21 protein-coding genes are annotated in these 20,947 nt (G+C 65.6%); 10 read left to right on the top strand and 11 right to left on the bottom strand.

Going from position 1 to position 20,947, the window contains the following annotated elements; translation table 11 throughout:
• Positions 1 to 72: 72 nt before the first annotated feature.
• Positions 73 to 2,259 carry a spermidine synthase gene (locus ACROUL_RS06575; RefSeq protein ID WP_431298718.1) on the top strand — a complete coding sequence of 729 codons (2,187 nt, stop codon included), beginning with the start codon at positions 73 to 75 and terminating at the stop codon, positions 2,257 to 2,259.
• A 15-nt stretch (positions 2,260 to 2,274) separates the two neighbouring features.
• Here the strand turns inward: ACROUL_RS06575 and ACROUL_RS06570 are convergent, their stop codons facing one another.
• Entirely contained in the window at positions 2,275 to 4,275 is a 2,001-nt protein-coding gene (locus ACROUL_RS06570) for an AsmA family protein (protein WP_431298717.1), read from the bottom strand.
• 427 nt (positions 4,276 to 4,702) lie between these two features.
• Here ACROUL_RS06570 and ACROUL_RS06565 point away from each other — a divergent pair, with 427 nt between their 5' ends.
• The 3 genes from ACROUL_RS06565 (at position 4,703) to ACROUL_RS06555 (ending at position 6,942) form a co-directional block, all read left to right on the top strand.
• On the top strand, positions 4,703 to 4,930 hold the full coding sequence (locus tag ACROUL_RS06565; RefSeq protein ID WP_431298716.1) for a hypothetical protein: 228 nt from the start codon (positions 4,703 to 4,705) through the stop codon (positions 4,928 to 4,930).
• A 153-nt stretch (positions 4,931 to 5,083) separates the two neighbouring features.
• A complete protein-coding gene (gene rimO, locus ACROUL_RS06560; protein WP_431301256.1) occupies positions 5,084 to 6,451 on the top strand; it encodes a 30S ribosomal protein S12 methylthiotransferase RimO in 1,368 nt (455 codons plus the stop codon).
• A 113-nt stretch (positions 6,452 to 6,564) separates the two neighbouring features.
• Positions 6,565 to 6,942, top strand: coding sequence for a hypothetical protein (locus tag ACROUL_RS06555; RefSeq protein WP_431298715.1), 378 nt, complete (start codon positions 6,565 to 6,567; stop codon positions 6,940 to 6,942).
• A gap of 31 nt (positions 6,943 to 6,973) precedes the next feature.
• On the opposite strand, the gene ACROUL_RS06550 is transcribed toward ACROUL_RS06555, so the two are convergent.
• From ACROUL_RS06550 to ACROUL_RS06535, 4 genes are all read right to left on the bottom strand, one after another.
• Entirely contained in the window at positions 6,974 to 7,336 is a 363-nt protein-coding gene (locus ACROUL_RS06550; RefSeq protein ID WP_431298714.1) for a diacylglycerol kinase, read from the bottom strand.
• Positions 7,337 to 7,370: 34 nt separating this feature from the next.
• Positions 7,371 to 7,748: a YigZ family protein gene (locus tag ACROUL_RS06545; protein ID WP_431298713.1), complete on the bottom strand. Its 378-nt coding sequence runs from the start codon at positions 7,746 to 7,748 to the stop codon at positions 7,371 to 7,373.
• A gap of 52 nt (positions 7,749 to 7,800) precedes the next feature.
• Positions 7,801 to 8,052 carry a DUF6455 family protein gene (locus ACROUL_RS06540; RefSeq protein WP_431298712.1) on the bottom strand — a complete coding sequence of 84 codons (252 nt, stop codon included), beginning with the start codon at positions 8,050 to 8,052 and terminating at the stop codon, positions 7,801 to 7,803.
• A gap of 84 nt (positions 8,053 to 8,136) precedes the next feature.
• Complete coding sequence (locus ACROUL_RS06535) at positions 8,137 to 8,853, bottom strand: M48 family metallopeptidase (RefSeq protein ID WP_431298711.1); 717 nt, start codon at positions 8,851 to 8,853, stop codon at positions 8,137 to 8,139.
• 121 nt (positions 8,854 to 8,974) lie between these two features.
• On the opposite strand from ACROUL_RS06535, the gene ACROUL_RS06530 reads away from it, so the two are divergent.
• The 4 genes from ACROUL_RS06530 (at position 8,975) to ACROUL_RS06515 (ending at position 11,677) form a co-directional block, all read left to right on the top strand.
• Positions 8,975 to 9,217, top strand: a complete 243-nt coding sequence (locus ACROUL_RS06530) for a hypothetical protein (RefSeq protein WP_431298710.1) — start codon at positions 8,975 to 8,977, stop codon at positions 9,215 to 9,217.
• 19 nt (positions 9,218 to 9,236) lie between these two features.
• Complete coding sequence (locus tag ACROUL_RS06525) at positions 9,237 to 10,340, top strand: class II histone deacetylase (RefSeq protein WP_431298709.1); 1,104 nt, start codon at positions 9,237 to 9,239, stop codon at positions 10,338 to 10,340.
• 66 nt (positions 10,341 to 10,406) lie between these two features.
• Positions 10,407 to 10,985, top strand: a complete 579-nt coding sequence (locus tag ACROUL_RS06520; protein ID WP_431298708.1) for a nitroreductase family protein — start codon at positions 10,407 to 10,409, stop codon at positions 10,983 to 10,985.
• The gene (locus ACROUL_RS06515) at positions 10,982 to 11,677 is read left to right on the top strand and encodes an EI24 domain-containing protein (protein ID WP_431298707.1); all 696 of its coding nucleotides are present in this window, start codon (positions 10,982 to 10,984) and stop codon (positions 11,675 to 11,677) included. The genes ACROUL_RS06520 and ACROUL_RS06515 overlap by 4 nt, the downstream gene beginning before the upstream one ends.
• Positions 11,678 to 11,687: 10 nt before the next feature.
• Here the strand turns inward: ACROUL_RS06515 and ACROUL_RS06510 are convergent, their stop codons facing one another.
• Together ACROUL_RS06510 and mce are read right to left on the bottom strand one after the other, a co-directional pair.
• Positions 11,688 to 11,966: a DUF1467 family protein gene (locus tag ACROUL_RS06510; protein ID WP_431298706.1), complete on the bottom strand. Its 279-nt coding sequence runs from the start codon at positions 11,964 to 11,966 to the stop codon at positions 11,688 to 11,690.
• The gene (mce, locus tag ACROUL_RS06505) at positions 11,963 to 12,367 is read right to left on the bottom strand and encodes a methylmalonyl-CoA epimerase (RefSeq protein WP_431298705.1); all 405 of its coding nucleotides are present in this window, start codon (positions 12,365 to 12,367) and stop codon (positions 11,963 to 11,965) included. Before mce ends, ACROUL_RS06510 begins: the two co-directional genes overlap by 4 nt.
• 123 nt (positions 12,368 to 12,490) lie before the next feature.
• On the opposite strand from mce, the gene ACROUL_RS06500 reads away from it, so the two are divergent.
• On the top strand, positions 12,491 to 13,204 hold the full coding sequence (locus tag ACROUL_RS06500) for a response regulator (protein WP_431298704.1): 714 nt from the start codon (positions 12,491 to 12,493) through the stop codon (positions 13,202 to 13,204).
• A gap of 11 nt (positions 13,205 to 13,215) precedes the next feature.
• Here ACROUL_RS06500 and ACROUL_RS06495 read toward each other — a convergent pair whose 3' ends face one another.
• From ACROUL_RS06495 to ACROUL_RS06480, 4 genes are all read right to left on the bottom strand, one after another.
• Positions 13,216 to 13,686 carry a DUF1993 family protein gene (locus tag ACROUL_RS06495; protein ID WP_431298703.1) on the bottom strand — a complete coding sequence of 157 codons (471 nt, stop codon included), beginning with the start codon at positions 13,684 to 13,686 and terminating at the stop codon, positions 13,216 to 13,218.
• Entirely contained in the window at positions 13,686 to 15,467 is a 1,782-nt protein-coding gene (aspS, locus tag ACROUL_RS06490) for an aspartate--tRNA ligase (protein ID WP_431298702.1), read from the bottom strand. Before aspS ends, ACROUL_RS06495 begins: the two co-directional genes overlap by 1 nt.
• Positions 15,468 to 15,580: 113 nt before the next feature.
• Complete coding sequence (locus tag ACROUL_RS06485; protein WP_431298701.1) at positions 15,581 to 16,231, bottom strand: aminotransferase class IV family protein; 651 nt, start codon at positions 16,229 to 16,231, stop codon at positions 15,581 to 15,583.
• Positions 16,192 to 17,328, bottom strand: a complete 1,137-nt coding sequence (locus tag ACROUL_RS06480) for an aminodeoxychorismate synthase component I (RefSeq protein WP_431298700.1) — start codon at positions 17,326 to 17,328, stop codon at positions 16,192 to 16,194. The genes ACROUL_RS06485 and ACROUL_RS06480 overlap by 40 nt, the downstream gene beginning before the upstream one ends.
• A 187-nt stretch (positions 17,329 to 17,515) precedes the next feature.
• Here ACROUL_RS06480 and carB point away from each other — a divergent pair, with 187 nt between their 5' ends.
• Entirely contained in the window at positions 17,516 to 20,845 is a 3,330-nt protein-coding gene (gene carB / locus ACROUL_RS06475) for a carbamoyl-phosphate synthase large subunit (protein WP_431298699.1), read from the top strand.
• Positions 20,846 to 20,947: the final 102 nt, after the last annotated feature.

Raw genomic sequence — 20,947 nt, 5'->3', positions numbered from 1 at the left:
CCAAGTTTGGGCGTACTTTCGCCAAAGTCTTGGTGATTGTTGCGAAAAATCGCAATAATCCGGAGACGGTCTTTGACCCTTGTAGCCAGTGCAGACCAGCCGACCCGCAGCGGGCTTCTTGTGCCGGTGCTGTTTACCGTGACGATCTTTACCAGCGCGCTGCTGCTGTTCTTTGTTCAGCCGCTGTTCACCCGGCTTGTGCTGCCACAGATCGGCGGGGCCACGTCGGTCTGGACCACGGCGATGCTGTTCTTCCAGACGGTTCTGATCGGCGGCTATGTCTATGCCCATGTGCTGGCGCGGCATGTTCCGGTGCGCTGGCAGATTGCCATTCACCTTGGGCTTTTGCTGGCTGCGCTGCTGTTTCTTCCGCTTGCGGTGCCAGAGGGCTGGGCGTTTGACCCGGATCGCGCGGTGGTCAGCCAGACGCTGTGGCTTTACGCGCTGGGCGTCGGGCTGCCGTTTGCCGTGCTGTCGGCCAATGCGCCGCTGATCCAGTCGTGGTATCGGCTGAGCGGCGGGCCACATGCGAACGACCCGTATTTCCTGTATTCAGCCAGCAACCTTGGGTCACTGGTGGCGCTGCTGGCGTTCCCTTTGGTGGCCGAGCCGCTGTTGGGGCTGACCTCGATCTCGCTTGGCTGGTCGGTGGGGTTTGTGGCGCTGGGCGGGTTGTTGCTGGCATCGGGCCTGATGGCACGGGGCCGACTCGAGCTTGCCGCGTCGGACACGCGCGACGTTGCTCCGCCACGCGTTGGAACGCTTGCGTTCTGGGCGTTTCTGGCCTTCGTGCCGTCGTCGCTGATGCTGGGTGTGACGTCGAAGATCAGCATGGACGCAGGGTCGTTCCCACTGGTCTGGGTGCTGCCGCTGTCGCTGTACCTGCTGACCTTCGTGCTGGTGTTTTCAACCCGTTCGGTGCTTACCGCGCCGCGTCTGGCGCTGGCCATTCCGGTGGTCGTGGCGCTGCTGGTGTTCCTGAACTTCCGGGCCACCAACACGATGGCCGGATTCGGCGCGCTGCTGGCGGCGTTCTTCATCGTCAGTCTTTATGCCCACCGGCGCCTGTTCGAGGCCCGGCCCGATGCGCGGCATCTGACGGTCTTTTACATCACCATGTCGGTCGGGGGGGCGCTGGGCGGCATCTTCAACTCGATCGTGGCACCTTTGGTGTTCAGCCGGCTGGACGAGTTGACCATCACCATCGCCCTGTCGGCGGCGCTGATGATCGGCGCGGTGCCGGCGAATGTGCCACGCCAGATCGCGCTGGGGCTGGCGGCAGTGGTCGCCGTGTTCGCGCCGATGGTGGCGAACAGCTGGTTCGGGCTTTTTGCCGGCGTCGACGGGCGGATGGCGGTGACCGCGCTGATCCTGCTGATGGTGCTGGGTGTGTTTTATCGACGGCCCTTTGCCGGCACGGTCACGGTGGCGGCATTTCTGGCGATCTGGGGGCAGTTGTCGCAGGAAAACACCGTCTACCAGACCCGCAGCTTCTTTGGCCCGCATCAGATCAAGGACCATGACGGGATGCGGCTTTATTCCAACGGCAGCACAGTGCATGGCGCGCAATGGCTGAGCGATTTCGAAGGCCGGCCGCGCCCGCTGTTCTACTATCACAGCGGCGGCCCGATGGCAGAGATCCTGCTGTCGGACACCGGGAGAGCGGCGCGCACCGTGGGCATTGTCGGCCTTGGGATCGGGTCGATGGCCTGCTATGCCCGCCCCGGCCAAAGCTGGCATTTCTACGAGATCGACAAGACCGTGGCCGACATCGCGCTGAACCCCGATCTGTTCAGCTTCATGTCCGAATGCGGCCGCGATGCGCAGGTTCACCTTGGCGACGCGCGCATTGTGCTGCAGCGGCAGATCGATCTGGCCTACGACGTTCTGGTGATCGACGCATACAGTTCGGATGCGGTGCCGGTACACCTTGCCACACTGGAGGCGTTGGAGCTGTACCGCGAGCGGTTGTCGGAAAACGGGCTCTTGGTGTTCCACATCTCGAACCGGTTCTATGACCTGTCGCGCCCGCATGCGGCTGCCATTGCCGCGCTTGGACTGGAAGCGCGGATCAAGGTCCACAGCCCTGGTGCGGCGGAAATTGCCGATGGCGACACGCCGTCGGTGGTGGTCGCGATGGCGCGGACGCGCGCGGCCCTGGGCAAGATCGCGGACGACCCGTCATGGCAGGCCCTGCCAGCAGCGGACCGTGCGCCGTGGACGGATGACCACGCCGATCTGTTGTCGGCCCTGCGGTAGGGCTGCAACGGCGCGTCAGTCGTTGTTCAGGATACCTTCGAGGATGCGCCGGGTTTCATCGGCCAGCGCGTCCTCTGCGCCGCGACGGGCAGTATCCTCAAGGCTTTCGCCGGGGGCCGGTTCGACGCCCAATTCTTCGCGGAGTTTTTCTTCAAGCGCGGCCTTTGCCTCGGCCTCGGCCGCCTTGGCGGCTTCGGATGCGCGCTCTGCCAGAGCGCGCGCCTCGGCCTCCATCTTTTCGCGGGCGATGCTTTCCAGATCGAGCCGGAATTTCGGCGCAGCCCAGGTGCCGGTAATCAGCAAGGGAACCATCACGCCGCCGGTACCGTCAGCCTCGGCCAGCGCGGTCGGGCGCAGGCGGTAATCCAGCGTGCGGGCGCCGATGCCCACCTCACCCGCGCCGGTTGCGGTGACGTAGGGCGACACGAAGCGCAGGTCGGTGTTGGTCAGCACACCTTCGGCGATGCCGAAGGTGCCGGCCACGCCGTCGAACACCGTGGTCTGCCCTTCGCCGACATAGCTTGCGTCCAGCGTGCGCAACATGCCCCCGATGTCGAGACCGCGCAATTCGCCTTGCCCCATCTCGACCACGCCCTGCCCTTTCAGGCTGTGCATGATCGCGTCGACCGAATTGCCGACGCCAAGGAATTGCAGTTCCAGATCGCCGGTCCCGATCAGACGGTCGTAGCGGGCAAGGTCGGCAAGCAGGGGCTGCATCGCCAGCCCGGCGAAGGTCAGCTTGCCGCCGACCGACAGCCCGCCACGGCCGTTCATCACGAATTCGCCGGTGACCTGCCCGCCATATGCGGCCATTTCGCGGATGTCGAACACGGCGCGCGCGCGGTCCACCGTCAGCCGCAGGCCGGTTGGCCCGACCTTGACCCGCCCGAGGTCGACCGACGGGGCAACCAGCGCCACCGCCACGTCCAGGGTGCCAAGGCCGGACACGTCGATTTCTTCCTTGGGCCAGCTGTCCGGCCCGCCTGCGGCATCGCCCGAGCCTTCCGACGTGCCAGCCTGCCCGAACACCAGCGGCCCGGCCTTCAGTTGCGCCGACAGTTTCGGGCGCGCCTCGCCGGGGGCGAGGTCGGCATCGCCGGTCAGGGTGTTGCCGTCAGCCGTGATCGTCGCCTCGCGCAGGAAAAGCGCGCCATCCTCGGCCACGGTCAGTTGCCCCGCGATGCGCAGGGCTTCGGCGCCGAGGCCGTGGGGCAGGCTTGGCTTGGCCATGCCCGCAAGCGCCGCCACAGCCGCGGTGTCGGGCAGGTCCGCCACCAGCGCGCCCTCGGCGACGAAGGGCTGCGCGGCAATCCGTCCGTCGAAGGTCAGCGTCGATCCGCCTGCGGTCAGGTTGGCCTGAAACGGCACCACCCGGCCTTCGGTCAGCGCGGAGTAGATGCCCGCCGTAGCCTTGAGCGCGACCGCCTGCCCGCCTGATGTCGCCGTGCCGGTCAGCGTGACCGGACCGGCGAATTCAGGGATCGCCACTTCGGCCTGCACGGCGTCGAGGGCGATGCGACGGCCTGCGGCATGGTCGATGAACAGGAACGACCCGTCGCGGATCAGGCCACGGTCAAGGCTGTAGGGCTGCCCGACACCCGGCGTCTCGGCGCTGACGGTGCCGCCCGCCGTGCCGCCGAAAACCCAGTTCTCCTCGCCTTCCGCCGACCGCTCAAGGATCAGCGCGGGTTTGACCGCCTCGATCCCGAGGATGCGGACCTCGCCGCCGATCAGCGCCGACAGGTTGATCTCGACGGTGAGCGCCTCGGCGGTCAGCATCGGCCCTTCCTTGGACCAGGGTGCATTGGCGATGGTGACCGGACCGGTCTTGACCCCAAGGTTGGGCCATATGGTTGGCCTGACAGCGCCGGTGATTTCCAGTTTGCGGCCCGTCAGGCTTTCAAACCTTGCCGCAGCCGCCGCCGCCACCCTGTCGGAGGGCACCAGCGCCAGCATCCCAGCCGCCAGCAGCGCAAGAACCGCCAGCCCCAGCCCGACGCGGATGATCCAGCGCATCCATCCCCCCAAGAGAAACCTGAGCCGAAAACATGGCCTTGCACGGTGAGTCTATGCGCAGCCCTGCACCCCGGCAAGGTCGCGTTTCCCGCCACGCATCAAATGGCCGAGATCGCCGCGCGGTCGCAAACCCACATGCCAGAAGAGATTGGCTGGGTACCTGATTCTCCCCCCGGTGGATCGAAAAAATGCATTTCGAATTTTCTGTAACCGCAACAATTGCAGCAGTCTGTCCACATTCACCCCAGACGGGAAAAAGACCCTTGTATAAAAGGACAGGTCGGAAAAGTCCCTTTTGGCACCCCTTCCAGCACGCGCTATAGCTGTGTCCGGGGGCTCGCACAGCCCGTAACAAGTGAATGGTTCAATGCAAAACGTTCGTAAATTTCCAGTGTCGCATCCAGAAGTATTGTCGGATGTAGTATTTGTGCAGCCGGGCGCCGCGACGCGCCGCTCGGTTGACCGGAGCCCCCGCACTCTTGCCGCCACCGCCGTTCCTGCCGAGCTGCCGTGGCTGGAAATCCTGTTTCTGGTCGGCTGTCTGATGATGCTTCTTGTGGTCGCCACACTGTCGCGGCCCGCACAGTTCAGCATGCTCGAGACCGACCTTTCGGGCCTGCACACCCCGGCATCCATTGTTACCGCCATTCCCTGAGACCTGCAGATTGCCGCCAGACTGCCACCCTTTTCTTGTTTGAAGACCCTGCTGTTTGCTGCCAAATCAATTTTTATCAAGACCTTGGCCGTGTCATCAGTGCTGATGACACGGCCACTTAACATGCGGCCTGCGTTCCGTTATATCCCGCCAATGTCTGAAAATCCGCCGCTCCTTCGCCCCGACCTTGCCCGCTCGCTGATCCCCGACACGCGTCGTGCCGGGCAGCCGACGATCGGCATGGTGTCGCTTGGTTGCCCCAAGGCTTTGGTCGACAGTGAACGCATCCTGACGCGGCTGAGGGCCGAGGGATATGCGATCAGCCCCGACTACAAGGGGGCGGATGCGGTGATCGTGAACACCTGCGGGTTTCTTGACAGCGCCAAGGCGGAAAGCCTTGAGGCGATCGGCGAGGCTTTGGTGGAAAACGGGCGGGTGATCGTGACGGGCTGCCTTGGGGCCGAGCCTGATTACATCACCGGCGCGCATCCTCGTGTGCTGGCAGTGACCGGCCCGCACCAGTACGAGGCGGTGCTGGATGCCGTCCATGCCGCCGTGCCGCCCGCGCCCGACCCGTTCATCGACCTGCTGCCCGCCACCGGGGTCAGCCTGACGCCGCGGCATTACAGCTATTTGAAGATTTCCGAGGGCTGCAACCACGCCTGCAAGTTCTGCATCATCCCCGACATGCGCGGGAAATTGGTCAGCCGCCCGGCGCACGCCATTGTGCGGGAGGCGGAACGGTTGGTTGCCGCCGGCGTGAAGGAACTTCTGGTGATCAGCCAGGACACCTCGGCCTACGGCGTGGACCTGAAACACGCCGAGGCGAAGGGTCACCGCGCCCATATCACCGATCTGGCGCGCGATCTGGGGTCGCTGGGGGCCTGGGTGCGGCTGCATTACGTCTATCCCTATCCGCATGTCAGGAACCTGATCCCCTTGATGGCCGAAGGCCTGGTGCTGCCCTACCTCGACATCCCGTTCCAGCACGCCCACCCCGATACGCTGCGCCGCATGGCCCGCCCGGCGGCGGCGGCGAAAACGCTGGATGAAATTGCCGCTTGGCGCGCCATTGCCCCTGACCTGACGCTGCGGTCGACCTTCATCGTCGGGTATCCCGGAGAGACGGAGGCTGAGTTCCAGACGTTGCTCGATTGGCTGGACGAAGCGCAACTGGACCGGGTCGGCTGTTTTCAATACGAAAACGTCGCTGGCGCCCGGTCGAACGCCCTGCCCGATCATGTGCCGGCCGAGGTGAAGCAAGACCGCTGGGACCGCTTCATGGCGAAATCGCAGGCGATTTCGGAGGCGAAGCTGGCGGCGAAACTGGGGCGGCAAATCGACGTGATCGTCGACGAGATCGACTCTGATGGTGCCACCTGCCGCACCAAGGCAGATGCGCCGGAAATCGACGGCAACCTTTTCATCGACGAGGGCTTCGAGGGGCTGGCGCCGGGCGACATCGTCCGGGTCGAGGTCGAGGAAACCGGCGAATACGATCTGTGGGGCCGGCGCGTCTGAGGGCGCTGTCCGTCACATTCGAAAATCTGATCTGAGGGATTCGCGTGAGCGGCACCGCGTGGTAGACTCTGCGTCGCGGGGGTCACATCCGCAGCAAATCAGGGACAGACACCATGAATATCTCGCGCTCGTTCCTAGTAATCGGTTCGCTCTATCTTCTCGTCGGCATCAGTCTGGGCAGTTACATGGGCGGGTCCGGCGACCACACGCTTGCGCCGGTCCATGCCCATATCAACCTTCTCGGCTTCACGCTGATGACGGTTTTCGGACTGGCCTACCGGGTGATTCCCGGCCTTGCCGACGGTATGCTGGCCAAGGCGCATTTCTGGCTGCACCAGATCGGCGCGCTTGTGCTGCTGATCGGGCTTTTCCTGATGATGTCAGGTCAGGTGGCCGAGGAAACCATCGGCCCGATGTTCCCAGTGGCCGAGCTTGCCGTGCTGCTTGGCGCAGTTCTGTGGGCGGTTAACCTGTTCCGCACCGTGCGTTGACATGCGCGCCCGGTCCCAAGGGCCGGGCGACCTAGCCGACCAGCACCACCACCCACGCCAGGCCCGCCGCAAGGGCCGCCAGAGCGACGCCGGCAGAGCCGCAATCCTTGGCCTTTTTCGCCTTGGGGTGGGTGTCGGTGGAGATGTAGTCGACCACCTCTTCGATCGCGGTGTTCAGAAGTTCGGCCGCCAGCACCAGAAGGCCCAGCGCAAGGATCAACGCCCGTTCGCCCGGCGCAAGGTCCAGCCAGAAGGCAAGCGCGGCAGAGGCTGCGTTGACCAGTGTCCATTGCCGCAGCGTCTTTTCGCTGGCCCAGGCCGCGCGCCAGCCTGCCACCGACCAGATCACGGTATTGGCAAAGCGCCGCGCCTCGGCGCGCAACAGTGCTTGCATCGACTGCCCCCTCTGGCATCCCCGAAGGCAAAGGTTAGCCGCCGGTGCGCGTTGCGTCGACCCCGGCTTCGGCCAGCCCGGCCCTGACAGCGGTGACGATATGGGCAAAGCGGTCGCCACCAAGCTGCACGCCGCCATACCAGCGCGCCACCACGACAACCTGATCGACCAACCCCGCGCGTTCGACCATCCGCAGGATCAGCGCGCCGGCGCCCGCCTCGCCGTCGTCGGCCTTGAGCGGGCCGTCGTCCGACAGCACCGCGGCCCAGCTGAGATGCGTGGCCTTGGCGTATTTGCGGATACGGCGGAGGTCGGCCAGGAACGCGGCAATCCCGGCCCTGCCCTTGACTGGGCCGACCGCGACACCATAGCGCGACCCCCGGTCGCGTAGCACATCGTCGATGCGGATCATTTCCGGCTGCCCCCTAGACGGCCGGTCTAGCCGAAACCGCCACCTGCCGCCATCAGCCGCGGAGCGACTCGATTTCGGGTTTGTTCGGACAGAACTCGGGCATCCTGTCCGCCTGCCCCGATGTTGCAAGCCAGCGGTCGCAAGCCTCGCCCGCCGTGCAGGCCGCACAACGTTCGATGATCTGGGCCAGTTCGCTGCGCCGGAGCCAGCCTTCGACCACCGCTTGCGACAGGTTCACGCCGCTGACCCGCGCCATGCCGCGCGTCAGCCACCAGGCGCGCGGAGTTTCAGGATATCCGATCATTTCCAGCCTCATCCTTTCGTCCCTGCCGCACCGGACATTGACGAAAGAATGCGGCCGGGGGGCCGAGCCGTGCCTTGACCCAGATCAAGTGCCGGTCATGCGCCGAACGGTTGCACGGACCACCGCCTTGCGTTCGGAGTTTGGGGGATGGCTGCCAAGGAATTTGTCACCGGGATCGGGTAGCCGGTCGAAGAACGCCGAGCCGAGCACCGGATCAAAGCCCGCGATCAGGGCAATTTCGGCGCCGAGCGCGTCGGCCTCAAGCTCGAAGTTCTTGGAATAGCTGCGGGCCGCCACCTCGGCGCCCATGTCCTGCGCGGCGCGAACCTCGTCGGCGGAAAGCCCGCTTGCCTGTGCCAGAACCCCTGCAAGCATCGCGCCCGACATCGCCTGATCGGCGCGTTTGGGGATGTGGCCGGCAATGTGATGTGCGGCCTCGTGCCCCATGACAAAGGCCAATTCGTCGGCGTTACGGGCATCGGCGATCAGCGCAAGGGTGAAGCCGACGATGGGTCGGCCGCGCTGATCGACGGTCTGGAAGGCGTTCGGCGGCATACCGGGGCGGTCATCGACGACGATGCGGAAATCGCAGTTCGGCACCACGCCACGCGCGCGGCACTGCGCCTCGGCCACCGGTTCCACAAGGTCCACGACCTGCAGGAAGGTTTCGGCGGCGGCGCGCGGGGTCTGCCGGTCGCCGGTCATGAGCGGAGGTTCGGCGGGGGCCGGAAGCGGCGGCATCGTCGTCACGCAGCCAGACAGCAGAAGTGCCCCCAAGGCAAGGAAAGCGGCGCGCATCAAACCCCCTGACAGTCAGACCCCTGACGCCCTACCCTAGCAAATCCGCCAGCCGCCGAAAGCCTGCCTCACGCAGGTGTCAGCGGCGCTTGCTCCGCAGCGGTGTCGCGCGTAACCTTCGCCCATGTTCACCATCGAGCACGAGTTCGACGCCACCGTGATCACCCTTGTCGACGAGGGGGGCGACCTGCCGCTGCAGGAAGATGTGATTATCAACGCCTTCGAGGATTGCGTCACCATCGACCAGCTTGATCCGCGCACGGACACAGCCATGCGCATTACCCTGTCGCTGGCGCAGATCCGCGACCTTGCAGCCGCGCTGGACCTGCCCGAAGGCAGCTACCGCATCAGTCGCGCGCCTGAATGACGCTTCAAGGACAATCCAGATGACCACCGGTTTCTATTCTGACGAGCGGTGTTTCTGGCATGGCGGCGGCAACTATGCCTTCACTTTGCCGGTGGGCGGGCTGGTGCAGCCCTTGGTAGGAGGCTTGCCGGAGAACCCGGAAACCAAGCGGCGGCTGTTGAACCTGGTCAATGTGACGGGGCTTGCCGACCACCTGTCGATGCGCAGGGGCACCCCCGCGACGTGGGAGGAGATCGCCCGCGTTCACCCGCAATCCTACCTTGAGGCGTTCAAGACGATGTCCGACGAAGGCGGCGGCGAGCTTGGCCTGCGCACGCCCTTTGGCCGGGGCGGTTTCGAGATCGCGGGGGTTTCGGCGGGCCTTGCGCGCAGTGCGCTGACCGATGTGCTGACTGGTGCCGCGCGGAACGCCTATGCCCTGTCGCGCCCGCCGGGGCATCATTGCCTGCCCGACTGGCCAAACGGGTTTTGCCTGCTGAACAATATCGGCATCGCCATCCGATCGGTGCAGGTTGCAGGTCTGGCCCGCCGCGTGGCGGTGGTGGACTGGGACGTGCATCATGGCAACGGCACCGAAGCGGTGTTTTGGGAGGACCCCGATGTCCTTGCACTGTCGCTGCATCAGGACCGCAACTATCCGATGAACACTGGCGGCGTGGAGGCAAAGGGCGCTGGCGCGGGCCTTGGCACCAACATCAACGTGCCGCTGCCGCCCGGCACCGGTCATGTAGGCTACCTGCACGCGGTGGAGCGGATCGTGGTGCCGGCGCTGCATCGCTTCAAGCCAGATGTCATCATCGTGGCCTGCGGTTTCGATGCGGCGGCGGTCGATCCGCTTGGCCGGATGCTGGCCACCGCCGAAACCTTCCGCGCGATGACAAAAGCAATGATGCAGGCGGCGGACGCACTGTGTGGCGGGCGGCTGGCTCTGGTGCACGAGGGCGGCTATTCCGAGGTCTACGTCCCCTTCTGCGGCCATGCCGTGCTTGAGGAATTGTCGGGTGCGCCGGTTCACGCCCCCGACCCCTTGGGTGACACCCTTGCCAAGCGCCAGCCCGACGCGCGGTTTGACCGTTTCGTGTCGGGGTGGATCGACGAGGTCGCAAGCGAACACGGGCTATGACGCGGCGCAGGCTGGAACTTGGCCGCGCCTGCCCTTAGGGTCGCGCCAGACCCATCGGAGTGTTTCATGCCCGCCCGCAACCAGCCTGCCCTCGATTTCCTGCTGACGCGCCGGTCCCGCCCGGCCAAACTTTTCACCGCGCCAGTCCCCTCGCGCGTCGAGTTGGAGGAGATCATTACCGCCGCCTTGCGCGTGCCGGATCATAGCAAGCTGGAACCGTGGCGGCTGATCGTGGTGGAAAAGCCGGCTTTCGCACGGCTGGCAGGTCTGGCCGAGGCGCGGGCGCTGGCTTTGGGCGGTGACGTCGAAAAGATCGCCAAGGGGCGCGGGCAGTATGATCTTGGGCAATTGGCGGTGGTGGTGATTTCGTCGCCCAAGGCGGCCGAGAAGGTGCCGGTGGCCGAACAAGTGCTGTCGGCGGGGGCTGTCTGCCTTGGGCTGGTCAATGCAGCCACGGCGGCTGGCTGGGGGGCCTGCTGGCTGACCGGCTGGCCCGCGCACGACCCGGTGTTCGTGGCAGAAGCCTTCGGGTGCGCGCCCCATGAATCGGTCGCGGGAATTGTCCACATCGCGACGCCCCCCGCCGACGCACTAGATCGGCCCCGTCCGGATCTTGCCCGCATCGTTACCTGGATGAACGCATGATCCTTGGCGATTTTCTGAAGGCGCTTGGGCAGCTTGGCGACCCGCGGTTCCGGCGGGTGACGCTGATCGGCGTGGCTCTGGCCTTGGCCTTGTTGGCGGCGATCTATGCGGTGTTCGTGTTGGGCATCGAATACCTTACGCCCGAAAGCATTGATCTGCCTTGGATCGGCCCGGTCACCGGGGTCGACACACTGCTGGATGTGACTTCGTTCTTTCTGATGATCGGGCTTTCGGTGTTCCTGATGGTGCCGGTCGCGTCGGCCTTCACGGGCATCTTTCTGGAAGACATTGTGCGGTCGGTCGAAGATCGGCACTACCCTGCCCTGCCGCCTGCCACCGGGGCCAGCATGGGCGACACGCTGCGCGATACGGTCAACTTCCTTGGCCTGATCATCGGGGTCAACGTGCTGGCGCTGTTCATCTATCCGTTCGCAGGCCCGGCCATCCCGCTGGTATTCTGGGCGATCAACGGCTTCCTGCTGGGGCGGGAATATTTCACCCTTGTGGCCCTGCGCCGCATCGGGCGCACCGAGGCCAAGGCGATGCGGCGGCGCAACCGCGCGGCGATCTGGGCCGCGGGCACGCTGATGGCGGCGCCGCTGTCGATCCCTTTCGTCAACCTGATCGTGCCGGTTCTGGGCGTCGCGACCTTCACCCACCTTTTCCACAGGCTCGCAGCGGCCGGACGTTGACCCTGCGGGATCAGCCTTGGGGCGGGGACATCCGGCCGAACCAGTCGAGGTCGTGGATCGTGATCCAACCTGACAGGATGATGCCGCAGATCAGCGCCCAGACCACCGTGGCGATCAGCGTGGTGATCCAGGCCTTGCGCCCGACGATTTCCTGCGCCGGTGCGCCGCGGGGGGTGCCGGGCACTACGCTGTCGATATCGGCCTGCGCGGTTACCCGGACCTGAAGCACGATGAAGAACACCATGAACCAGGTCACGGCGTAGACGACGATGGCAGCGGTAATGGTCATGCCTGCTCCAGTTCCACCAGACAGCCGTTGAAATCCTTCGGGTGCAGGAACAGGACCGGCTTGCCATGCGCGCCGATCTTCGGCTCGCCCGATCCAAGCACCCGCGCGCCCGTGGCCTTCAGATGGTCACGCGCGGCCAGAATGTCATCCACTTCGTAGCAGATGTGATGAATGCCGCCCGCCGGGTTCTTTTCCAGAAACCCCAGGATCGGGGAATTTTCGCCCAAGGGCTGCAGAAGTTCGATCTTGGTGTTCGGCAATTCGATGAAGATCACCGTCACGCCGTGGTCGGGTTCGGGCTGCTGCGCTCCGACCTTGGCGCCCAGCGCGTTACGGTATTGCGCTGCTGCGGCCTCAAGATCGGGCACGGCGATGGCAACGTGGTTCAAGCGACCGATCATGGAATCCTCCCTGAGCCTGCTGCGCGTTATGGGGCTGTCTTGGGGTGGCTACAAGTGGGACGCGTTTACCTCGTCTTAACTCAGATTGCGCAAGCTCACCCCATGTCATGAAAGGAGCCTGCCATGCCCTTCCCGCCCGCGTCACCCGTTTCCCGCCCCGCCGAGGTCGGGTCGCTGCACGGCCTTCAGGGTCTTGTGTTTCTTGCTGTCGAAGACAGCCGCCTTGCCTGCGAGGCGTTGCGCCTGATGTGCCACCGATCCGGAGCGCGCCTGCGCCGGGCCGAGGGTCTGGCGGCAGCGCGGGCGCATCTTTCGGTCTACCGGCCGGATGTGGTGCTGGTTGATCTTGGCCTGCCGGACGGGCGTGGCGAAACCCTGATCCGTGCGCTGACCACGCCGGCGAAACCCGGCCCGCAACCCTTGGTCATCGCGATGAGCGGGGATGCCAGCGCGCGGGATGCAGCGCTCGCCGCCGGGGCGGTGGCGTTTCTGGAAAAGCCGCTGCCGGGGCTGGCGGCGTTTCAGGCAGAGATCCTGGCCCTGCTGCCCGATGGCGGAGCGCGCGCGCCTATTGCCGCCGCGCCCCCCGCCGATCCTGATCCGCTGGCGCTGCGCGACGACCTGGCCCGCGCCGCAGCAGCGTTGGCCGCCGGGGTGGACGCGGACGAACGCGCCTACCTGTCGGGGTTTCTTGCCGGCATTGCCCGCCAGACCGTCGATGCGCCGCTTGGCGCAGCCTCGGCGCAGTTGCGCGAACCCGGCACCGCGACCGAAGGGATGGCGCGCCTGATCCGCGACCGCCTGCTGGCCAGCGAACCGCTTGGCCTGCACGTCTAGGCGGGGTCAGCTCAGGTGAAGCTGAATCCTTCGGGATACTGGTGGAAACCGTCGAAATCGGCTTTGCCCAGCGGCACGCCCGCGGCCCGCAAGGCCGCATAACCCATCGTCAGGTGAAAGAAGAAATTCGGCAGCCCATAGAGATAAAGAAACTCCGTCCCGGTCTGCTCAAGTTCGGCAAACCCCGCGCGGTGGCGGATGATCCGGCTTTCGGCACCCTCGAACTCCGCCGCTTTCATCGACCCGAGGAGCGCCCTCGCCACCGCGAGCCTTGGCCCCAGCGCCTCGGGCAGGTCGGGCACCTCGCGGCCGGCCAAGGGGCAGGTGACGCGCATCGCGAACCCGGCAGCGGTGGCAAACTGCTGGTTGGCGGGAAAGCTGTCGGCGATCCGCGCCTCCATCGCCTCGCGCCCGGCCCGCTCCACCATCCCGGACATCCGGGTGAGGTAGTGGCGGAAGACCGGGACCGAGGCGTCGTACATCAGCTGTCCTTCGGCACGACGCGCAGGTTCAATTCGCGCAGTTGCTTCAAGGTGGGCTCGGAGGGCGCGTTCATCAGCATGTCCTCGGCGCGCTGGTTCATCGGGAACATGATGACCTCGCGGATGTTCGGCTCGTCCGCCAGCAGCATCACGATCCGGTCGATGCCCGCAGCACAGCCCCCGTGCGGCGGCGCGCCGTATTTGAACGCCTTGACCATGCCACCAAAGCGCTTGTCGACCTCGTCGTTCGGATAGCCGGCAAGCTCAAAGGCCTTGTACATGATCTCGGGCTTGTGGTTGCGGATGCCGCCCGAGATGAGTTCATAGCCGTTGCAGGCAAGGTCGTACTGATAGGCGTAGACGGCCAAGGGATCTCCGTTCAGCGCCTCAAGCCCGCCCTGCGGCATGGAAAACGGGTTGTGGCTGAAGTCGATCCCGCCCTCGTCGGTCTTTTCGTACATCGGGAAGTCGACGATCCAGGCGAACTTGAAGCAGTTCTCCTCGGTCAGGCCCAACTCGCGCCCGATCTCGTTGCGCGCGCGCCCCGCGATGGCCTCGAACGTCTCGGGCTTGCCGCCAAGGAAGAAGGCCGCGTCGCCAAGGCCGAGGCCAAGCTGCTGGCGGATGGCTTCAGTGCGTTCGGGGCCGATGTTCTTGGCCAGCGGACCTGCGGCTTCCATGCCCGACCCATCCTCAGCCTCGCGCCAGATGATGTAGCCCATGCCGGGCAATCCTTGCGCTTGGGCAAAGGCGTTCATCCGGTCGGCGAACTTGCGGCTGCCACCCTTCGGTGCCGGGATCGCGCGGATCTCGTTGCCGTCCTGCTCCAGTAGCTTGGCGAAGATCGCAAAGCCCGAGCCGCGGAAATGCTCGCTGACATCCTGCATCCGGATCGGGTTGCGCAGGTCTGGCTTGTCGGAGCCATACCATTTCAGCGCGTCGCGGTAGGCGATGCGGGTCCAGTCGGCGTAAACCTTCTTGCCCGGCGCGAATTCCTCGAAGATGCCCTGAATCACCGGCTGCACGGCGGCGAAAACATCGTCCTGCTCGACAAAGCTCATCTCAATATCAAGCTGGTAGAAGTCGGTCGGGCTGCGGTCGGCGCGGGGGTCTTCGTCCCGGAAACAGGGCGCGATCTGGAAGTAGCGGTCGAAACCGGCAACCATGATCAGCTGCTTGAACTGCTGCGGGGCCTGCGGCAGGGCATAGAACTTGCCCGGATGGAGCCGCGACGGCACCAGAAAGTCGCGCGCGCCTTCGGGGGAGGAGGCGGTGATGATCGGCGTCTGGAACTCGGTAAAGCCCTGGTCCCACATCCGGTTGCGGATCGAGCGCACCACGTTCGAGCGCAGCATCATGTTGCGGTGCAGCTTTTCGCGGCGCAGGTCGAGGAAGCGGTAGGTCAGGCGAGTTTCCTCGGGGTATTCGACGTCGCCGAACACCGGCATCGGCAATTCGTCCGCCGCCCCCAGAACCGTGACGCCGGTCGCGTAGACCTCGATCTCGCCGGTCGGCAGCTTGGGGTTCACGAGGCTCGCGTCGCGTCCCTTCACCCGACCGTCGATCCGCACCACCCATTCGGCGCGCACCTTATCCAGATCGGCAAAGGCCGGGCTGTCACTGTCGGCGATCACCTGCGTGATGCCGTAATGGTCGCGCAGGTCGATGAACAACACGCCGCCGTGGTCGCGCACCCGGTGAACCCAGCCCGAAAGCCGGACCTCTTGGCCCACATGGGCGGTGTTCAACTCGGCACAGGTGTGGCTGCGGTAGGCGTGCATTCTAATTCCCCTTCCGAGGGCTTTGGCAACTTTGGGCCGATACACCTTGCCCGCTCCCCCAAGTCAAGCCCGCGCCCGGTTTCATCTGTCACTAAATATCCCCGCCGGAGGCTTCAGGTGGCAGGCGTAGAAGCCTCCGGCGGGGATATTTGGGGACAGATGAATGTCGCAGGGGAAAGACCTCGCAGGGCGTTGCCGACCCAGAGCCGCACGTGCGGCAGGTCGGCGGCCAAAAGGACCTCCTCGGGGCAGGCTAGTTCGGCGCGCAGGACGCCGGGCAGAAGGCCGGACGTGAGGGGCGGGGTGCGCAGCCCGGCACCGCGATCGAAGAACACCGTGGTGATGGTGCCGTCGCAGACCTCGCAGCGTTCGTTGAGGAAGATCACCTCGTCGAGGTCGTCGGACAGATTGGCGCGGGCGCGGTCGTAGACCTCGCGGCGGGTGGATTTGATGGTCAGCCACGGGTCAGTTGACGACAGGCGCGCCTCGGCCAGACCGACGCGCCAGAGCGGTTTTGCGGGCGGTAGCGCTGCCACTTCGACGCTCACATCGCCCCCTGCCCCGAGCGTCAGCCGAACGCGCGCGGGGTCGTCGGGACTCGTGGCGCCCAGGTCGAGATGCGGCGCGTCCCAGCCCAAGGCTTCCGCGCCGCGCGCCAGCCTTGCCATGTGCAGCGCGAGCCGCGGAAAGCGCGTGCCATCCCAGAGCAACGTCTCGATCAGCCTTACGCCCGTACGGCCGCCTTCACGAAGCGCGCTTTCCACAACGCCTCCTCCCATTCACCCTCGGCGGTGGAGCCGTGCACCACCCCGCCGCCCACGTTCATCACGATATCCTGCCCGGTGATCGACAGGGTGCGGATCGCGACCGAGAAATCCGCGCGTCCGTCCGGCGCCATCCAGCCGATCGCGCCGCAATAGACGCCGCGTGGCGCGGGTTCCACCTCGCGGATGATCTGCATCGCCCGGATCTTAGGGGCGCCGCTCACCGACCCGCAGGGAAACAGGGCCGCCATCAGCGCGGGCAGGCTGGCGGGCTCTGCCAATTCCCCTTCGATGGTCGAGGTCATCTGGTGGACGGTCGAGTATTTCTCCATCGCGAAAAGCGCCGGCACCGTGACCGAGCCCACCTTCGCCAGACGCGAGATGTCGTTGCGCAGAAGGTCCACGATCATCAGGTTCTCGGCGCGATCCTTGACCGATGCCTGCAACGCCGCCGCAATCGCCGCATCGCGTGCCGGGTCGGCATCGCGGGGGGCGGTGCCTTTCATCGGGCGGGTGACGATCCGCCCCCCCGGCTCCAGCCGGAAGAACAACTCGGGCGAGCGGGAAACGATCACCGGTCCCTGCCCAAGATCAACATAGGCGCCGTGGCCGACCGCCCCGGTGCGCCGCAGCGCGCCGTATAGCCCTTTGGCGCTGCCCGACAGCAGCCGCGCGGTCATCGGGAAGGTCAAGTTCACCTGATAGCAGTCGCCCGCCGCGATATAGGCCAGCACCCGCGCCATCGCCGCATCGTAGCGCGGCCGCGACACTACCGGCTGCGGCGGCGTGATCCAGCTTGCCTTTCCTGCGTCGGAAGCTTCGGCAAGAAAGCCGTCCGCCTCTACCGGGCCGTCGAACACGCCCAGCAGCAGCAGTGGCCCCTGCCGCCGTCGGGGCATCAGAGCGCCAAGCTTCGGTTCCAGCGCATACCCAGCCTCATAGGCAACATAGCCGGCAACCCAGGCCCCCGCCGCCCGTGCGCGTTCTGCCCGTGCCAGAGCCCGCATCACCTCGGATGCGCGGCCCGCGCCGATCACCTCGCGCGGCTGGCGAAATAGCACCGGCTCGCCCGAAGGCCCATGTTCTACCAGGATCACCGCGCGCCCCATCCTCACCTATCCCGAGATAGGCCGATCCGCCGTGCCGCGCCAGCCGTTCCGGCCCGTTTCCGCATCGGAAAACGACAGCGCGCCGCGATGCCGCAGCGGCTGCAACTTCCACCCTTGCGCCCCGGCCCGCCCTCGCTATAACCCGCGAAGTTTTGCGCTATAGGTGGGGGCCAGCATGCCGAAGCGGACCGATATCAAGTCGATCATGATCATCGGCGCGGGGCCCATCGTCATCGGGCAGGCCTGCGAGTTCGACTACTCGGGCGCGCAAGCCTGCAAGGCGCTGCGGGAGGAAGGGTACCGGGTCATTCTGGTGAACTCCAATCCGGCCACCATCATGACCGATCCGGGGCTGGCGGACGCCACCTACATCGAGCCGATCACGCCGGAAGTTGTCGCAAAGATCATCGAAAAGGAACGCCCCGACGCGATCCTGCCGACGATGGGCGGGCAGACCGGCCTGAATACCGCGCTGGCACTGGCCGACATGGGCGTGTTGGAAAAGTTCAATGTGGAGCTGATCGGGGCCAAGCGCGAAGCCATCGAAATGGCAGAAGATCGCAAGTTGTTCCGCGAGGCGATGGACCGGATCGGGCTGGAAAACCCGAAGGCGACGATCATCGCGGCACCCAAGCTGCCATCGGGCAAGTATGACATCGCCGCCGGTGTCGCAGAGGCCGTGGCTGCCATCGAATACGTCGGCCTTCCGGCGATCATCCGCCCCGCCTTCACGCTTGGCGGCACCGGCGGCGGGGTTGCCTACAACCGCGATGACTATGAGGCCATCGTGCGGTCCGGGCTGGAGGCCTCGCCCGTGGCGCAGGTGCTGGTCGACGAATCCCTCCTCGGCTGGAAGGAATTCGAGATGGAGGTGGTGCGCGACACCGCCGACAACGCGATCATCGTCTGCTCGATCGAGAACGTGGATCCGATGGGCGTGCATACCGGTGACAGCATCACCGTGGCCCCTGCCCTGACGCTGACTGACAAGGAATACCAGATCATGCGCAACGGCAGCATCGCCGTGCTGCGCGAGATCGGCGTGGAGACCGGCGGGTCCAACGTGCAGTGGGCGATCAACCCGGCGGATGGCCGCATGGTGGTGATCGAGATGAACCCCCGCGTGTCGCGCTCGTCGGCGCTGGCGTCGAAGGCCACCGGCTTTCCGATTGCCAAGATTGCCGCGAAGCTGGCGGTCGGCTACACGCTGGACGAGCTGGACAACGACATCACCAAGGTCACGCCGGCATCGTTCGAGCCGTCGATCGACTATGTCGTGACCAAAATCCCGCGCTTTGCCTTCGAGAAATTTCCAGGGTCGGAACCTAACCTCACCACCGCGATGAAATCGGTGGGCGAGGCGATGGCGATTGGCCGCACGATCCACGAATCCATGCAAAAGGCGCTGGCCTCGCTTGAAACCGGCCTGACCGGGTTCGACGAAATCGCCATTCCGGGCGCGCCGGACAAGGCCGCCGTGTCCAAGGCGCTTTCCCAGGCCACGCCCGACCGTCTGCGCGTGATCGCCCAAGCCATGCGCCACGGATTCACCGATGACGAGATCAACGCGATCACCTCCTTCGACCCGTGGTTTCTGGCACGCATCCGCGAGATCATCGACACCGAGGCGCAAGTTCGCAAGGACGGCCTGCCGCTAGAGGCGAATGGTCTGCGGCGCCTGAAGATGCTGGGCTTCACCGACGCCCGTCTGGCCAAGCTGACCGGCCGGGATGAGGCGCAGGTGCGACGCGCCCGTACCCGGCTTGGCGTCACCGCCGTCTTCAAGCGAATCGACACCTGTGCCGCCGAGTTCGAGGCCCAGACGCCCTACATGTATTCCACCTACGAGGCTCCCGCGATGGGCGATGTGGAATGCGAGGCGCGGCCGTCGAACGCGAAGAAGGTAGTCATTCTGGGTGGCGGCCCGAACCGGATCGGGCAAGGCATCGAGTTCGACTATTGCTGCTGCCACGCCTGCTATGCGCTGACCGCGGCGGGCTATGAGACGATCATGGTCAACTGCAACCCCGAGACCGTCAGCACCGACTATGACACCTCGGACCGTCTGTATTTCGAGCCGCTGACGCTGGAACACGTGCTGGAAATCCTGCGGGTGGAGCAGGAAAACGGCACGCTCCACGGTGTCATCGTGCAGTTCGGCGGGCAGACGCCCTTGAAACTGGCCAACGCGCTGCACGCTGAGGGCATCCCGATCCTTGGCACCACGCCCGACGCCATTGATCTGGCCGAGGACCGCGAGCGGTTCCAGGGCCTCTTGCACAAGCTGGAGTTGAAGCAGCCCGTCAACGGCACCGCCCGGTCGCGCGACGAGGCGTTCAAGGTGGCCGGAACGGTGGGCTATCCGCTGGTCATCCGCCCGTCCTTCGTGCTGGGCGGCCGCGCGATGGAGATCATCCGCGACGACGCCCAACTGGAACGCTACATCACCACCGCCGTGCAGGTGTCGGGCGACAGCCCGGTGCTGCTGGACAGCTATCTGTCGGGCGCGATCGAGGTTGACGTCGATGCGCTGTCGGACGGGAAAGCGGTCCATGTCGCCGGCATCATGGAACACATCGAGGAAGCGGGCGTCCATTCCGGTGACAGCGCCTGCTGCCTGCCACCGCATTCGCTGAGTGCGGAGACGATTGCCGAGTTGAAGCGCCAGACCGTGCAGATGGCGCTGGCCTTGAACGTGGTCGGGCTGATGAACGTGCAGTTCGCGATCAAGGATGGCACGATCTACGTGCTGGAGGTGAACCCGCGCGCCTCGCGCACCGTGCCGTTCGTGGCCAAGGCGACGGATAGCGCCATCGCCGCCATCGCTGCGCGGTTGATGGCGGGCGAGCCGTTGTCTGCCTTCCCGATGCGCGCCGCCTATGCGCAGGGCGTCGGGCCAGACACGCCGCTGCCCTTGGCCGACCCCAATACGCTGGCCGATCCGCAGACCCCGTGGTTCAGCGTCAAGGAGGCCGTGCTGCCCTTTGCCCGCTTCCCCGGCGTCGATCCCGTGCTGGGGCCGGAGATGCGCTCGACCGGCGAGGTGATGGGCTGGGACCGGACCTTTGCGCTGGCGTTCCTGAAGGCGCAGATGGGGGCCGGGACGGTGCTGCCGGATGCGGGCCGGGTGTTTCTGTCGATCAAGGACATGGACAAGACCGCGTCCTTGGCGGCTGCGATGCGGGATCTGGTGGCGATGGGGTTCGAGGTGGTGGCGACCAAGGGCACGGCCTCGTGGCTGGCGGCTGAGGGTATCAGCTCGACCCCGGTCAACAAGGTCTACGAGGGGCGGCCGAACATCGTGGACCGGCTGAAGAACAACGATATCGCGCTGGTGATGAACACGACCGAGGGGACGCAGGCGGTCAGCGACAGCCGGGATATCCGGCGGGTCGCGTTGATGGACAAGATCCCGTATTTCACCACGGCTGCGGCCAGCATCGCGGTGGTCGCCGCGATGAAGGCGCGGGGCGAGGGGTATGGGGTGAGGACGTTGCAGGGGTAAAGTGTCCCACGGTGGGACAATAGAGGCCTGATTGCGATATCAATGGCTTATGAGGCGCGATTAGGCACCTGTTAACCGATTGGCCGCATTGGAAACGACAAC

This window comes from Tabrizicola sp. BL-A-41-H6, assembly GCF_050632395.1.
GTDB lineage: Bacteria > Pseudomonadota > Alphaproteobacteria > Rhodobacterales > Rhodobacteraceae > JAUYQR01.
Note: the sequence above shows the minus strand (reverse complement) of the source record. Positions and strands in the feature narration are given on the sequence as shown.

Excerpts from the sequence above, each read along its gene's own strand:
- ACROUL_RS06570 (WP_431298717.1), bottom strand. The coding sequence starts at position 4,275 with ATGCGCTGGATCATCCGCGTCGGGCTGGGGCTGGCGGTTCTTGCGCTG.
- rimO (WP_431301256.1), top strand. The coding sequence starts at position 5,084 with ATGTCTGAAAATCCGCCGCTCCTTCGCCCCGACCTTGCCCGCTCGCTG.
- ACROUL_RS06555 (WP_431298715.1), top strand. The coding sequence starts at position 6,565 with ATGAATATCTCGCGCTCGTTCCTAGTAATCGGTTCGCTCTATCTTCTC.
- ACROUL_RS06550 (WP_431298714.1), bottom strand. The coding sequence starts at position 7,336 with ATGCAAGCACTGTTGCGCGCCGAGGCGCGGCGCTTTGCCAATACCGTG.
- ACROUL_RS06545 (WP_431298713.1), bottom strand. The coding sequence starts at position 7,748 with ATGATCCGCATCGACGATGTGCTACGCGACCGGGGGTCGCGCTATGGT.
- ACROUL_RS06540 (WP_431298712.1), bottom strand. The coding sequence starts at position 8,052 with ATGATCGGATATCCTGAAACTCCGCGCGCCTGGTGGCTGACGCGCGGC.
- ACROUL_RS06530 (WP_431298710.1), top strand. The coding sequence starts at position 8,975 with ATGTTCACCATCGAGCACGAGTTCGACGCCACCGTGATCACCCTTGTC.
- ACROUL_RS06525 (WP_431298709.1), top strand. The coding sequence starts at position 9,237 with ATGACCACCGGTTTCTATTCTGACGAGCGGTGTTTCTGGCATGGCGGC.
- ACROUL_RS06520 (WP_431298708.1), top strand. The coding sequence starts at position 10,407 with ATGCCCGCCCGCAACCAGCCTGCCCTCGATTTCCTGCTGACGCGCCGG.
- ACROUL_RS06515 (WP_431298707.1), top strand. The coding sequence starts at position 10,982 with ATGATCCTTGGCGATTTTCTGAAGGCGCTTGGGCAGCTTGGCGACCCG.
- ACROUL_RS06510 (WP_431298706.1), bottom strand. The coding sequence starts at position 11,966 with ATGACCATTACCGCTGCCATCGTCGTCTACGCCGTGACCTGGTTCATG.
- mce (WP_431298705.1), bottom strand. The coding sequence starts at position 12,367 with ATGATCGGTCGCTTGAACCACGTTGCCATCGCCGTGCCCGATCTTGAG.
- ACROUL_RS06500 (WP_431298704.1), top strand. The coding sequence starts at position 12,491 with ATGCCCTTCCCGCCCGCGTCACCCGTTTCCCGCCCCGCCGAGGTCGGG.
- ACROUL_RS06495 (WP_431298703.1), bottom strand. The coding sequence starts at position 13,686 with ATGTACGACGCCTCGGTCCCGGTCTTCCGCCACTACCTCACCCGGATG.
- aspS (WP_431298702.1), bottom strand. The coding sequence starts at position 15,467 with ATGCACGCCTACCGCAGCCACACCTGTGCCGAGTTGAACACCGCCCAT.
- carB (WP_431298699.1), top strand. The coding sequence starts at position 17,516 with ATGCCGAAGCGGACCGATATCAAGTCGATCATGATCATCGGCGCGGGG.